Below are 12,112 nucleotides of genomic sequence, written 5' to 3'. Positions count from 1 at the left end.
CCGAACGCCCTTGTAGGTTCACCCCGCGGTTACTCGCCAAACGGGTTCTCGAAGTCGTTGCGGACGAAGTACCGGACCCAGTTCCCGTACGTCCGGTCGGCGGGGTGGTCCGCCACCTGCTCGTAGCGGACGACACCGTCCGTGTCGACGACGTACGTGGCCGCGATACCGGTGCGACCGTGGCTTGTCTCCTCGGTGCCGCTGTACCGCTCGGCCACCGCGCCGTCGGGGTCCGCGAGCAGCTGGATGTCGAGGTCGTTCCGGTCGCGCATCTCGGTGACGCGTTGCAGTTCGTCGGGGACCACCGCCAGAACGTCGACGCCGTCGTGGAACCGGAGGTCTTCGGCGACCGAGCTGAACGTCCTGAGCTGTTCGGCACAGAAACTGCACCAGTGGCCGCGGTTGACGAGCACGACCGCCGGGCCGTCTTCGAGCCGCTCGGTCAGCGACACCTTGCCGCCGCCGGTGCTTTCGAGCGTGAACTCGGGGGCAGATTCGCCTTGAATCGTCATACGCACTGGTCCGCGGTTGGGCGGTTTAACCACTTGGGGGCTGTGCGTGCCCAGCGTCTCTCGTGCCGTCGGGGCCGTCGACCGACACGTCGGTGACGGACGTCCGGTGTTCGCTCCGGACCGCGGCCCGCTCGTGCCCACGAGCGGACCGCGGACCCGTCCGTCGAGGCGAGCGGTGGGCAGGTTATTTGGGCCGTCGCTACGTACGTAACCATAGTGGCAGTGGCCCGTCGCTTCCGTTCTGCGACGGGCCGGGACTCAGCTAGCAATGGACGAGACAGCAAAGTACCTGATACACGCGGAGATAACCGCCGCCGGCGTCGTCGAGCGCAGCGACGTGGTCGGCGCGGTGTTCGGCCAGACGGAGGGGCTGCTCGGCGACGAGCTCGACCTGCGGGACCTGCAGGACTCGAAGAAAGTCGGGCGCATCGACGTCGAGATCCGTTCCGAAGAGGGGAGTTCCTACGGCGAGATAACGGTCGGCAGCGGCCTCGACAAGGTCCAGACGGCTATCCTCGCGGCGGCTCTGGAAACCATCGAGCAGGTCGGCCCCTGCAGCGCCGAGATAACCGTCACGGACATCGAGGACATCCGGAGCGCCAAACGGCGCGCGGTCGTCGAGCGGGCGACGGAGCTGCTCGCGTCGTTCGACGCACAGGCCGTCCGAACGGAGGACATCGTCGAGACGGTCCGCCAGCGGGCCCGCGTCGAGGACATCACCACGTACGAGGGGCTGCCGGCCGGTCCGCGGGTCGCGGACTCCGACGCTATCGTCGTCGTCGAAGGGCGAGCCGACGTGTTACAGCTCCTGCAGTACGGCGTCAAGAACGCCATCGCCGTCGAGGGGACCGACGTCCCCGAGGCCGTCGCGGCGCTGAGCCGTGAGCGGACCGTCACGGCCTTCGTCGACGGGGACCGTGGCGGCGATCTCATCCTCGAAGAGCTCGCGCAGATGGGGGACATCGACTACGTCGCCGTCGCACCCCGGGGCCGCTCGGTCGAGGGGCTCTCTCGCGAGACCGTCATGTCCGCGCTGCGGGAGAAGATTCCGTACGAGACCGTCGCCGAGGCGGACTCGGCGGCGGCTGCCCTCGACGGGACGGTGGCAATCGGCCGGTCAGGCTCACAAGAGAGCGACGCCGCGGCGGCCGTCGCCGGCGTCGAAGCCGAACCACCGACCAGCACGGCCGAGCCGGCGACGGCCGGCACCCGGTCGGACACCGAGACTGGGACCGCGGCCGAGGAGGCCGTCGACGGTGACGCGAGCGCCGAGGCCCCGACGGCGCTCTCGGACCACATCGACGCCGTCGTCGGGAGCGGGACCGTCCGGCTGCTCGATACGGACCTTTCGGTCCGCTCGGAGGGCGAGGCCGCCGACGCGGTCTCGCTCATCGAGGCCTGTGAGCCCGCCCCCCAGACGGTCGTCCTCGACGACACCTGCTCACAGAAGGTGCTCGACGTCGCCGCCCAGCGGGGCGTCGAGGTGGTCGTCGCGACCGGCGAGGGCGAGTACGTGAAACAGCCGACGGGCGTGCAGGTCCGGACCGTCTAGAGCGGCCTGACCAGCAACACGCCGTCGCCGCCGTCGTCGTAGTGCTCCGGGAGGTCGTCCGCGACGGTGAACCCGAACCCGTCGTAGAACGACCGGACGCGCTCGTCGTCGGCGCGGGCCGTGAGCCGCACCGTCTCGAACCCCTGTTCTCGAAGCCGGTCGAGGAGTGCCGACAGCAGCGCCGTCCCGTGCCCCTGTCCCTGCATCGCCGGCGCGACGGCGACCTCGGCGACGTACGCGACCGGGTGGTCCGGGACGGTCAGCGTGTACGCGACGGGCCCCTGTCCCTCGTCCGCGACGAGGACGTGCGGTGCGCCGTCGATAGCGACCGCCAGCAGTTCGGGCCACGTGTCGTCGAGCGCGGCCGACTGGATGGCGCCGAGCCGTGTCTCGTCCGCCGGGACGGCCTCGCGAATCATACCAGACTGACCGCGAGCGCCGCGCCGACACCGGTCAGCGCCGCCGCGAGCGTCGCCAGCGTGTTGACCCCCTGGTTGCCGACGACGGTGCCCTCGACGGTCGCGCCGAGGAGGCTGTCGACGGTCATGCCCACGAAGCCACAGCAGAGAATGAGCAGGGCGCCGGCCGTGCCGACGCCGTCGATGGTGACGGCGGCGATACCGGCGATGATGCCGGCGCCGACGAGCCCGGCGACGACGCCCTGCCAGGTGACACCGCCGTCGGTGCCCGGCTCGACTCGCTCGAACGTCGTGATGAGCCGCGGGTTGTCGTAGAGGCCGCCGAACTCACTGGAGAACGTGTCGGTCATCGCTGCGGCGACGGCCCCGGCGAAGGCATAGAGAAAGATGTCGGGGTCGACACTGACGTGGGTCGGGCTCGCGGCCCACAGCAGCACCGCGAGCAGGGCGACGATGGAGTTCGCGAGCACGTTCCCGCTCCCGCGTGCGCCCTCGTTTTCCTCGGCGATGCCCCGGTCCTGTTTTTCCTCGTACTGGTACTTCGTCGAGAGCCCGCCCAGCCCGAAAAACGAGATGAGCATGGCGAACCAGCCGTAGCCGCCCAGCACGATGGTCAGCAAGGAGAGGAGGACCCCGGTCAACATGCCGGGCAGCGAGGCCGTATCCAGCGCGTAGGCGGCGTAGCCAAGCACCGCGGAGACGCCGAGCGCGACGAACACGCGGGTCGTCCCCACCGCGGGGTCGAGCTCGAAGAACAGCCAGAGCAGCAGACCGACCGACAGCAAGACGAGCGGGTCGTCGCGCTCGAAGAGGACGGAGCGAAAGAGCGCGGCGACCAGCGCGCCCGTCCCGGCCAGGAACAGCGCTGTCGACGGGGCGACGCTGCCGGCCCCCGTCCGCGCCGCGACGAGGCTGGCGGCGGTCCCACAGGCGAAGCCGGTGACGACGAAGCCGGCCGTCGCGACCACCTCGTCGCTGTCGAGCCGGTGGGCGACGCGCTGGCCGAAGTTACCGTACGCGACGAGGACCACGGTGGCCACGAACACCCAGACGGGCAGGTCGAACTGCACCGAGAGGAAGGCCAGACTCGCCGCGGCCAGCGCGAAGGCGGCGAGGCCGTAGAGGCGCCCGTCCTCGTAGTCGCCGGGGCGCGCGAAGATATCGAACACGGCCGTCTCCGGACCGATTGCGAACATGGCGAACAGGGCGACCGCGACGAAGGGCGCGGTCGCGGCGACAGTCGCGAGCGCGGGCGAAGCGAGCCCCGCAGCGACCGGCACGGCGAACGCCAGCGTGCCGACCGCGGCGAACGCTCCCGCCCGCTGGACTGTCGAACTCACGTCCCGGCCGTATCCCCGAGAGCCACTTACCCTTTCCGAACTTCCCGGGCTAGGAACCATAGATGCGGTCTCCGTCTGAGATGGTGACAGTCTGACGATCTGTTCGGTGCCGGTGTCCCCGCCAACGACCGTCGCTAGCCCGGACCGTGAGTTTTACGCGAGCGGTCGGCATACCCGATATCGTGGGTCTGTACGACCGATACCTCGCGCTCCGGCTCCGCCGCAGCGACGCCGACCTCCCGGAGACGGTCGCGCTGGTCATCACCGAACGGGACCTGTTGACCGACGGGGCCTACGCCACGCTGGAACGGTTTTTCGAGTGGGCCGTTCGGTACGGGGTCGACACCATCGTCGTCTACGTCAGCGTCCTCGACGAAGAGGTGGTGCCGACGCTCCGGCGCGAGCTCGCGAACCTCCGGGCGCCGACCAGCGTCGCCGTTCGGGGCCCCGGAGACCGGCACGCTGCCGACGCTCCGATCCAGATATCTATCGGGCTGGGCGGCCAGTCGGAGTTCGCGACGGCGGTCCAGAAACTCGCCGAGCGCGTCGACGGCGGGGAGCTCGCGCCCGACGACATCGACGAGGCGGCCGTCGAGGAGCACCTCGTCTTCCCGACGGCTCCCGATCTGGTCATCAAGACCGGCGCCGAACGGCTCTCGGATTTCATGATCTGGCAGTCGGTGTACTCCGAGCTGTACTTCACCGACGTGAACTGGCAGAACTTCCGCCAGCGCGACTACCTGCGGGCGTTGCGGGACTATCAGGAACGGCAGCGCAGATACGGTCGATAGAGCGCTCAGTCCGCCGACGCCTCGGCCGTTTCGTCGTCTAACCCCTCTCGCTCGGCGGTCGGGAGCGCATCACGGAACCGGCCCAGCACGGCCCTCGCCTGCGACAGTTCCGCATCCTCGACGGCCTGGACGAGCGTCACCGCGCGGCGGGCCCGCGTGGCGCGCCAGGACTCCTCGCGGTTCTGGTAGGTACGGATCGCCCTGAGAAAGTCTATTTTCCGGAACTCGGGCCAGTAGGGGGTACAGAAGAACGTCGCGGCCTCGTTGCCGTTGGCGTGCCACGGGAGGAAGTTCGAGGTGCGCTCGTCGCCGCCGGTGCGGACGATGAGGTCGACGTCGCGGGTCGGCCCCTCGTAGAGGCGGGACTCGATGGTGTCGGCGTCGACGGCCCCGGGGGACAGCTCCCCGGCGTCGACGGCCGCGGCGATATCCCGGGCCGCGCCCAGAAGCTCCGCGCGGCCGCCGTAGGCCAGCGCGATGTTGAGGTTGAGGCGGTCGTACTGCCCCGTCCGACGCTCAGCGTAGTCGATGGCGTCCCGGACCCGCTCGGGGAGCATCTCGGTTTCACCGATGGCGCGGATACAGACCTCGGCCTCGTGGACGCGGTCGGCGTCCGCGAAGCCCCGGAGTTTCTCCTCGACCAGGTCGAAGAGATACTCCCGTTGCTCCTCCGGTCTGTCGAAGTTCTCCGTCGAGAAGGTGTACAGCGTGACCTCGTCGATGCCGAGGTCGTCACACCAGTGTAACAGCGCCTCGGCCGTCTCGACGCCCTCGCTGTGGCCCTGGGTCGCCTCGACGCCGTGTTTCCTGGCGTAGCGTCGGTTCCCGTCCATGATGACCGCGACGTGACTGGGCGTTCCCGACAGCTCCCGCCGGAGCAGGCGCTCGTACGCCGCGTAGCCCACTCGCTCGATCCGCTCTCGCATCACCAGTAGCATATCAACGAGCCGATAAGGCGTTTGTGGCTGGCGTCGGCCGTGGGAACCTGCCACATACATTTATTAGCCCCGGGTGAGAACTGCCGGTCGCAATGGCGACCGGTACGGTAGACTTCTTCAACGACACGGGCGGTTACGGCTTCATCGACACAGAGGACTCCGACGAGGACGTTTTCTTCCACATGGAGGACATCGAAGGTCCCGACCTAGAGGAGGGTCAGGAAGTCGAGTTCGACATCGAACAGGCGGACAAGGGTCCGCGAGCGAAGAACCTCACGAGGGTGTGATCATGGCAACAGGCACCGTTGACTTCTTCAACGACACCGGCGGGTACGGGTTCATCGATACCGAAGACGCGGACGAGGACGTGTTCTTCCACATGGAAGACGTCGGCGGCCCCGACCTGGAGGAGGGGCAGGAAGTCGAGTTCGACATCGTCCAGGCCGACAAGGGGCCGCGCGCGGAGAACGTGACGCGGCTCTGAACTGACCAGCGGGCACCGCGCCCGCCCCATTCGAAGCCCATTAGGACGTTCCCTGCAGAGCCACGGGTATGAGCGACGGCACACTCGACGACGACCTCTATCGGCGAACCAAGCAGCTGCTGGAACCCGGTGAGATACAGCTCAACGGCGCTGTCGTCCACACCGACTACGACGGCAGCGACGAGATAGAGATGATGCAGGCCACCATCGACGTGGGCGAACTCATCGCCGAGGGGTACGGTATGGATCCGACCGACACCTTCGTCTACTCGGGCAGCGACGACCCGCAGTTCTCCTCGAACCAGCACCAGGGGCTCACGCTCGACGGCGAGGAGTTCGTCTGGGAGTGCCAGCAGCTCCTCCGCAACGGCTCGTTCGACCTCGTCTTCTACTACGAGGCCAGTGCCGACCACGAGGGCGTTCTCGACGCCATCGAGGACCACGGCTTCGCGGTCACCGGCGTCCGGGGCGAGTAGATTCGACGGCTGCCGAACCGCTACAACCGGATTTTAACCTACCGGCGAAGCTTTGTATCGGTCGACAGAACGCGACGCGTGATGATAGTGACCGCCTCGCCAGCGCTCGCGTCGCCACCGACCAGTGTGGTGTTTCCGGGCTGTGACCGACGCTCGGGGGTAGTGTGGCGATGAGCGTTCGTCTCATTGCGTTCGCCACGCTACTCCTCGGGGCCGCCGTGACGGGTGCCGACCCCACACTGGCCGACGAGACGGCCAGTATCGACGAGAACAGCCTCCCCCTCGAAGCGGGACAACAGCAGGTCTTGCGCGGCCAGACCACCCTCGAACAGGGGACCGAACTTACCGTTCGATTCCAACTGACGAACACGACGGCCCCGTATCTCAGTCAGGAGACGGTCTACGTCGGCCGGAACGGCGCCTTCGCAGCGGTGTTCGACCTGCGCACTGTCGACGCGAACACCGGCTTCGCCGTCACCGTCCAGCACAACGGGACGTCCCTCGCGGAGTACGACGGACGAGTCGCTCCCTGTGAGAGCGGCTGTACCGACCCCGAGCCGGACATCGCCGGTGTGCCGGACACCGTCGTCACCGTCGAGCGGGGACGCGTCGCGACGATACCGGTCTCGACGGTGGACGGCGACTCCGTCCAGTTCTCGCTCGGAGCGCCGTCCGGCGCTCCTCTCGTCAACGCGACGCTGACGGACGGTAGCGACGACGGCGAGGTCCGTCTCCGGTTCGAAACGGCCGCTAACGACGGCGACCGGCTCTCCGTCGCCGCTGCCGAGGACTCGATTACCGTCACCCGAGAGCGGGCGACCCTCGCCCCGACAGTCGGGACCGGTGGCTACCACTTCCGGGTCGCCGGCGGCGCTTCGGCGGTCGAGAACGGGCTGCTCGTCGTCGAGTCGAACCGGAGCGCGGATTTCGCCGTCGGTGACGACGGGTTCGGCTTCGAACGCGCCACCTACACGAGCGCACAGGGCGAGGTCGCGGAGATACCCGTCACCCTCGGCAGTTGGGACACCGCGACGCTCTCGCTCGGCGGGCCGGCAAACGGCTACCAGATTAACGCGACCGTCCGCGACGGTGACGGTGACGGCACGGTTACCCTGCTGTTCGACACCCGAGCGGCCGGCCAGTCGGGCGAGACACTCCGGACGGTCGCCAGTCGCGACTCGGTCACGACGGTTCCCGGGTCAGAGGTCAGTCGGGACACGCATATCGAAGACGGTGTCTACGATATCACTCTCTACCGGGGTCCGAACGTCACGAGCGAGGCGGACGCGGCTGCGACCCTCTCGCTGCAGTCCGGGAACGTCTCGACCGCGGCCGACGCGGCGCTGGCGGTGACGACCGAACGCGTGACCAGCGGGAGGTCGACGGGGTTACTGAACGCGGGAACGGCTGCGATTGCGGTGGGCGGCCTGCTCGCTATCGGCGGGGTCACTCTGGTCGTCAGAACGCTGTTGTCGTGACCCCCCGCATCTCGCCACCTCAGTGCGACAGCCGTCGGGCCGCGAGCGCCGCGACGCCGAGGAGCGCAAGGCTGCCACAGAAAAAGAGCAGACCGGGTTCGAGGACGCCGAACACCAGCCACGGGACGGAACCAGTGGGGTCCGTCTGTGGGGACGTGGGACTGGCCGGACCCAGCGCCCCGCTCCCGCCGGGCCGGCCGGCGATGCGTTCGGCGCCCCACTGGACGAGGAGGCTCGCCATCGCCAGCAGGCCGATACCGGCCACGATGTCGGTGATTGACTGCTGGACCTGCGCGTACAGACCCCGGTTCCCGACCAGTACGAGCGGGTCGCTCGCCGGCCCGTACACGGTCATCTCGTTGCCCTTCTCGGAGTACACCGTCTCGATCGGTTCGACGAGTTCGGCGGCCTCGAGGTTCGAGATGTGGTAGTGGACGTTCTGGACGGAAGTGTCACAGCGCCGTGCGATTTCCGAGGCAGTCCCGGGTTCGTCGAACAGCGTCCGGTACAGTTCTCGGCCGGTGTCCGAGGAGAGCGCATCGAGCACTGCGTCGGTGTCCGAGTCGTCGACATCGAGCACTCGGGGTCGTTCCTTCGGCGACCCCGTTCGCTCCTGAATCCGGTCGATGAGTCCCGACATTGTCACTGGACGTGGCTCACGTCGCCGTTCCTATAGCCGTTTGGCAGGCTTAAAATCCGATTTAACCGGTCCCGTTTGCGGCCGCACCGACGGCGTTGACCGGGGCGACGACGCCGTGGCCCGAGGCGTAGTCCACGCCGGGTCGGCCGATGTCTGTCGCGGTGAGCTCGACGAGCAACTCGGCGTGTGACGGTGACAGCGACGGGTCGGCGTCGAGTAACAGCGCGACCAGTCCACCGACGTACGACGTCGCGGCCGAGGACCCGACGAACCCGTTCTCGGTCAGCGTCGCGTATCGGCGGTTCGGTGCCACCACGTCGACGCCGGTCCGGCCGTCCAGCGTCGGTCCCCGCGAACTGAACGGCTCCACCTCGCCCGTGCGGTTGTTGTACGCGCCGACGGTCAGCACGTCACTGCCGGTGCCGGGAGCGACGACGCTACCGCTCTCGCTGACGTGTTCGAACTCGTGGGTGGGCGACAGCAGGCGGACGGTGGCGTTCGTGGGTTCGTCGGGGCCGGCGACGACGAGCGCGTACCGACCCGGCGACACGTCAGCGACGATTCGCTCGTTTGGCGTGTCGTCGGCCGGATACGGCTGGGAGCGGGCGACCAGTCGCGGCCGGGCGCCGTCGGTGCGGTACAGTTCGACGGTGTAGTCTTCGTCGGCGTGGGCGCTGTCCCACGAGAGCCACACCGTCACGTCCGTCGGGCCGTCGATGGCCGTTCGGGTGGCCCCGTCGGCGAACTGGAGGGTCCCGTTCTCGACGCTCGATGCGTCGTACGTGCCCCGCCAGTGGGAGGTAGCGAGGTTCCCGCTCGGAGCGACGACCACCATGTCGTCCTCGACCGCTTCAGCGGTGACTCGCCCGACGGTTCCGCCGCCGTCGCCCGGCCGGCCGTAGAACGAGACCGTGGTGACGACGACGTCGACGTCCTGCTGTCGGAGCCACTCGACCGCCCGCTCGTAATCGCCGATACCGCCGACGCTCGCGAGGTACAGCTCGGAATCGGGGGCGATACGGGCCACGACCGTCGCCGCGGCGGTACCGTGGGTACTGCCGGCGTCCAGCGACCCGGTCCCGAACGCGCGGGCGGCCCGGAGCTGGTCCGAGAGTGCTGTCGAGCCCGTGTTGAACCCAGTCACGTCGACGACTCCGACTGAGACGTTCGACCCCGTCAGCCCGCGGTCATGGATGCGCTCGAAGCCGCCGGTAGCCGCGACAGCCGTCCCGTCCGACGGGGGTCCTGCAGGCGGCGTGCTCGTCGCGACGACGGCGATGACCACAGTGAACACGGCGACTACGGCCGCAACGAGCAGCGCCACTCGCCGGGTGTCAGCCATCGTCGCCCTCCACGGCCGCTGCGGACCGGTCGGGGAGCCAGTCGGGGGTCGGCGGGGTGACACCGCCGGTCCGGACGACGCGGTAGCTGTACGATCGCGACCGGACGTGTCGACCCCATCTGTTGGTCTCGATTGTCACGAGCGTCGCCGACATCGCCTGCACGCGGCCTCTCGCCGTCACGACGGCTGTCGCCTCGTACCGGACGGTGTCGGCCTCCAGTGGTTCCCCGTCCGGCGGCGTGTAAGTGGTCGTCGTGAGGACGTATCGCCCGGGCGTAGCCGACTCGACGGCGGTGAGTGAGTACCGTCCCGTATCGAGCCACGTCGCCAGCCTCGGTGTCAGGTACCGCTGTCCGGGCCTCGTCACCACATCTGCCGACACCGTTTCCCCGGTAGCCGCGACGTACCGGAGACTCCGTCGCCCGTCGGTCCACCGCTCAACGTGTGACTGCTCGCTGTCGCCGGTCACTGTCCGCCGCCAGAGCGTCCCGTTGCCGTCGGTCAGCGTCTTGGTTGTCACGGTCTGATTGCCGCCCGGGTCGGTGTTCCACGTCGCCCGAGACGTCTCGATAGCAACGGGGGTGTCCACGAGGGACCGTTCGTGGGCCGCCGCCAGCGCCGTCGCGTTCAGACTCCCGTCGTCCACTCCTGGCGGGAGGGGAGACGCCCCGCCGTTCGACTGTGTCCCGCCGAAGTCGAGTCCGAGACACACGGCACTCACCAACACGAGTGCGACCACACCGACCCGTACGAGTCCCATAATCGGTGTCTCGACCAGTCCCGTTTAATAGTCCACGCTTGGTTAAAACCGGATTGTAGCCAGTCGCCGCCCTCGGTGTGCAGGACCGCTCAAATCTGTATTTTACTATCCGCCGTCGCTTTTTCTACCACATCTGTAGTCGGGAGTGCCATGTACGCTACAGAGTTGCCCCGCTCCCCAGCGGGGACTGGTCCCTGCAGTCCGCATTGCCTCTCCAACCGACCGACGCCGGAGGTGGGCCGATGAACCGCCAGGTCGGCGTCTTGGTCGCTATCGGTGCCGCTATCGGTATCGCCGCCGTCACCGGGGCTGTCGTCTTCGATACGGGCGAGACCCAGCCACAGGCAAACACTACCCAGCAGGTCAACGGCACCGTTGTCCTGCCCGACACCGAGACGGTGCGACTCGACGCGACGACGGGACAGGTCATCAGCGGCCGGACGGATATCGCCGCCGGTGAAACACTCTCGGTTCGTATCGTCAGCGCAAGCGACGCCGCGACGCCGTTCCTCCGCTCCCGGGAGGCCACGGTCAGCGAGAACGGGACGTTCCGGACCACTGTCGACCTCTCCCGGATCACCGACCAGCCGGATTTCGAACTGACGGTGCGTCACGACGGCGACGTGGTCGCCAGCCGCTCGGGTCAGGTCGTCGGCAATGCGACCGACCCGATTACCGATATCGACCCCGGTGCGAACGACGAGTACGAACGTGTCGGCGATAGCAACGAGTCCACGACGGCCGACGCTAGCTTCGTCGTCGAGGGCGACGTCCTGACGCTCGCGCCGAGCGAAACCGCCACGCTCAAAGCCGAGACAGAGCTCGAAGCGGGCACACGAGTCGAGTTGCGCCTCCGCAGCGCCGATACGAGCACGCCGTTCCTCCGCTCCCGGGAGACCACGGTAAACGAAGACGGGACGCTCAGCGCCGCGTTCAACACGTCTGATCTGGGCCCCAGTACGGCGTTCGACGCCACCATCCGCTACAACGGGTCGGTACTGACCAGACAGTCCGGCGTCGTCGAGATGTAACTGCTCGACGCCGGCGTCCGCCGCCCCTTCTCACAGCCGTTCCTGACAGGTGTGACAGTAGCTGTAGTCGGGGCCGTTGGCCGCACCGCAGACGTTGCAGGTGGTCGCCTCGACGCCCGCCTGTCGGAAGTACGCGTTCAACTGGCCGGTGTCCCGGCCGGTCCGCTGGCCGCTGAACTGCTCGACGAGCGTCTCCTTGGCCCCGTAGTCCATGAGCCGGAACGCGAGGACGAAACAGAGCGGCGCACCCACCAGTACGCACAGATACACCAGCAGTCGGAGTGCGAGCTCTGCGGTAGTGATCGCCACAGTGGGGCTACGCGTGCGAACGGCTAAAGCGCTCTGACGG

General features: G+C 68.1%; 15 protein-coding genes. 7 read left to right on the top strand and 8 right to left on the bottom strand.

Annotated features, from left to right (window positions below; all coding sequences use genetic code 11):
- Positions 1-29 precede the first annotated feature (29 nt).
- Positions 30-512 (bottom strand): peroxiredoxin family protein, encoded by a 483-nt coding sequence (locus NDI56_RS08770; protein WP_310919087.1) that lies wholly within the window; start codon positions 510-512, stop codon positions 30-32.
- Between the two features lie 268 nt (positions 513-780).
- On the opposite strand from NDI56_RS08770, the gene dnaG reads away from it, so the two are divergent.
- Complete coding sequence (dnaG, locus tag NDI56_RS08765; RefSeq protein ID WP_310919086.1) at positions 781-2,064, top strand: DNA primase DnaG; 1,284 nt, start codon at positions 781-783, stop codon at positions 2,062-2,064.
- Here dnaG and NDI56_RS08760 read toward each other — a convergent pair.
- Both NDI56_RS08760 and NDI56_RS08755 read right to left on the bottom strand, forming a co-directional pair.
- Positions 2,061-2,483, bottom strand: coding sequence for a GNAT family N-acetyltransferase (locus NDI56_RS08760; protein WP_310919085.1), 423 nt, complete (start codon positions 2,481-2,483; stop codon positions 2,061-2,063). The genes dnaG and NDI56_RS08760 overlap by 4 nt on opposite strands.
- Positions 2,480-3,823: a DUF92 domain-containing protein gene (locus NDI56_RS08755; protein WP_310919084.1), complete on the bottom strand. Its 1,344-nt coding sequence runs from the start codon at positions 3,821-3,823 to the stop codon at positions 2,480-2,482. Before NDI56_RS08755 ends, NDI56_RS08760 begins: the two co-directional genes overlap by 4 nt.
- 182 nt (positions 3,824-4,005) lie before the next feature.
- Between NDI56_RS08755 and NDI56_RS08750 the strand changes: the two genes are divergently transcribed.
- Positions 4,006-4,614 (top strand): undecaprenyl diphosphate synthase family protein, encoded by a 609-nt coding sequence (locus NDI56_RS08750; RefSeq protein WP_310919083.1) that lies wholly within the window; start codon positions 4,006-4,008, stop codon positions 4,612-4,614.
- A gap of 5 nt (positions 4,615-4,619) precedes the next feature.
- On the opposite strand, the gene uppS is transcribed toward NDI56_RS08750, so the two are convergent.
- Positions 4,620-5,540, bottom strand: coding sequence for a polyprenyl diphosphate synthase (gene uppS / locus NDI56_RS08745; protein ID WP_310919082.1), 921 nt, complete (start codon positions 5,538-5,540; stop codon positions 4,620-4,622).
- Between the two features lie 104 nt (positions 5,541-5,644).
- On the opposite strand from uppS, the gene NDI56_RS08740 reads away from it, so the two are divergent.
- The 4 genes from NDI56_RS08740 (at position 5,645) to NDI56_RS08725 (ending at position 7,990) form a co-directional block, all read left to right on the top strand.
- Positions 5,645-5,839 carry a cold-shock protein gene (locus NDI56_RS08740; RefSeq protein WP_310919081.1) on the top strand — a complete coding sequence of 65 codons (195 nt, stop codon included), beginning with the start codon at positions 5,645-5,647 and terminating at the stop codon, positions 5,837-5,839.
- A 2-nt stretch (positions 5,840-5,841) separates the two neighbouring features.
- Positions 5,842-6,036, top strand: a complete 195-nt coding sequence (locus tag NDI56_RS08735; protein ID WP_262180732.1) for a cold-shock protein — start codon at positions 5,842-5,844, stop codon at positions 6,034-6,036.
- A 68-nt stretch (positions 6,037-6,104) separates the two neighbouring features.
- Positions 6,105-6,512 (top strand): DUF5778 family protein, encoded by a 408-nt coding sequence (locus NDI56_RS08730; RefSeq protein ID WP_310919080.1) that lies wholly within the window; start codon positions 6,105-6,107, stop codon positions 6,510-6,512.
- A gap of 170 nt (positions 6,513-6,682) precedes the next feature.
- Positions 6,683-7,990 (top strand): DUF7827 domain-containing protein, encoded by a 1,308-nt coding sequence (locus NDI56_RS08725; protein WP_310919079.1) that lies wholly within the window; start codon positions 6,683-6,685, stop codon positions 7,988-7,990.
- 19 nt (positions 7,991-8,009) lie between these two features.
- Here NDI56_RS08725 and NDI56_RS08720 read toward each other — a convergent pair whose 3' ends face one another.
- The 3 genes from NDI56_RS08720 to NDI56_RS08710 form a co-directional block, all read right to left on the bottom strand.
- The gene (locus NDI56_RS08720) at positions 8,010-8,630 is read right to left on the bottom strand and encodes an ArsR/SmtB family transcription factor (protein WP_310919631.1); all 621 of its coding nucleotides are present in this window, start codon (positions 8,628-8,630) and stop codon (positions 8,010-8,012) included.
- 61 nt (positions 8,631-8,691) lie between these two features.
- Positions 8,692-9,972: a S8 family serine peptidase gene (locus NDI56_RS08715; protein ID WP_310919078.1), complete on the bottom strand. Its 1,281-nt coding sequence runs from the start codon at positions 9,970-9,972 to the stop codon at positions 8,692-8,694.
- A complete protein-coding gene (locus NDI56_RS08710; RefSeq protein WP_310919077.1) occupies positions 9,965-10,732 on the bottom strand; it encodes a hypothetical protein in 768 nt (255 codons plus the stop codon). Before NDI56_RS08710 ends, NDI56_RS08715 begins: the two co-directional genes overlap by 8 nt.
- Positions 10,733-10,974: 242 nt before the next feature.
- Between NDI56_RS08710 and NDI56_RS08705 the strand changes: the two genes are divergently transcribed.
- The gene (locus NDI56_RS08705; RefSeq protein ID WP_310919076.1) at positions 10,975-11,763 is read left to right on the top strand and encodes a BGTF surface domain-containing protein; all 789 of its coding nucleotides are present in this window, start codon (positions 10,975-10,977) and stop codon (positions 11,761-11,763) included.
- A gap of 30 nt (positions 11,764-11,793) precedes the next feature.
- On the opposite strand, the gene NDI56_RS08700 is transcribed toward NDI56_RS08705, so the two are convergent.
- Complete coding sequence (locus NDI56_RS08700; RefSeq protein ID WP_310919075.1) at positions 11,794-12,072, bottom strand: hypothetical protein; 279 nt, start codon at positions 12,070-12,072, stop codon at positions 11,794-11,796.
- Between the last annotated feature and the right edge of the window lie 40 nt (positions 12,073-12,112).

The organism is Halomicroarcula saliterrae (genome assembly GCF_031624395.1).
Classification (GTDB): domain Archaea; phylum Halobacteriota; class Halobacteria; order Halobacteriales; family Haloarculaceae; genus Haloarcula; species Haloarcula saliterrae.
Note: the sequence above shows the minus strand (reverse complement) of the source record. Positions and strands in the feature narration are given on the sequence as shown.

Coding starts and splice junctions, on each gene's coding strand:
- NDI56_RS08770 (WP_310919087.1), bottom strand. CDS start 512: ATGACGATTCAAGGCGAATCTGCCCCCGAGTTCACGCTCGAAAGCACC.
- dnaG (WP_310919086.1), top strand. CDS start 781: ATGGACGAGACAGCAAAGTACCTGATACACGCGGAGATAACCGCCGCC.
- NDI56_RS08760 (WP_310919085.1), bottom strand. CDS start 2,483: ATGATTCGCGAGGCCGTCCCGGCGGACGAGACACGGCTCGGCGCCATC.
- uppS (WP_310919082.1), bottom strand. CDS start 5,540: ATGCGAGAGCGGATCGAGCGAGTGGGCTACGCGGCGTACGAGCGCCTG.
- NDI56_RS08740 (WP_310919081.1), top strand. CDS start 5,645: ATGGCGACCGGTACGGTAGACTTCTTCAACGACACGGGCGGTTACGGC.
- NDI56_RS08735 (WP_262180732.1), top strand. CDS start 5,842: ATGGCAACAGGCACCGTTGACTTCTTCAACGACACCGGCGGGTACGGG.
- NDI56_RS08730 (WP_310919080.1), top strand. CDS start 6,105: ATGAGCGACGGCACACTCGACGACGACCTCTATCGGCGAACCAAGCAG.
- NDI56_RS08725 (WP_310919079.1), top strand. CDS start 6,683: ATGAGCGTTCGTCTCATTGCGTTCGCCACGCTACTCCTCGGGGCCGCC.
- NDI56_RS08720 (WP_310919631.1), bottom strand. CDS start 8,630: ATGTCGGGACTCATCGACCGGATTCAGGAGCGAACGGGGTCGCCGAAG.
- NDI56_RS08715 (WP_310919078.1), bottom strand. CDS start 9,972: ATGGCTGACACCCGGCGAGTGGCGCTGCTCGTTGCGGCCGTAGTCGCC.
- NDI56_RS08710 (WP_310919077.1), bottom strand. CDS start 10,732: ATGGGACTCGTACGGGTCGGTGTGGTCGCACTCGTGTTGGTGAGTGCC.
- NDI56_RS08705 (WP_310919076.1), top strand. CDS start 10,975: ATGAACCGCCAGGTCGGCGTCTTGGTCGCTATCGGTGCCGCTATCGGT.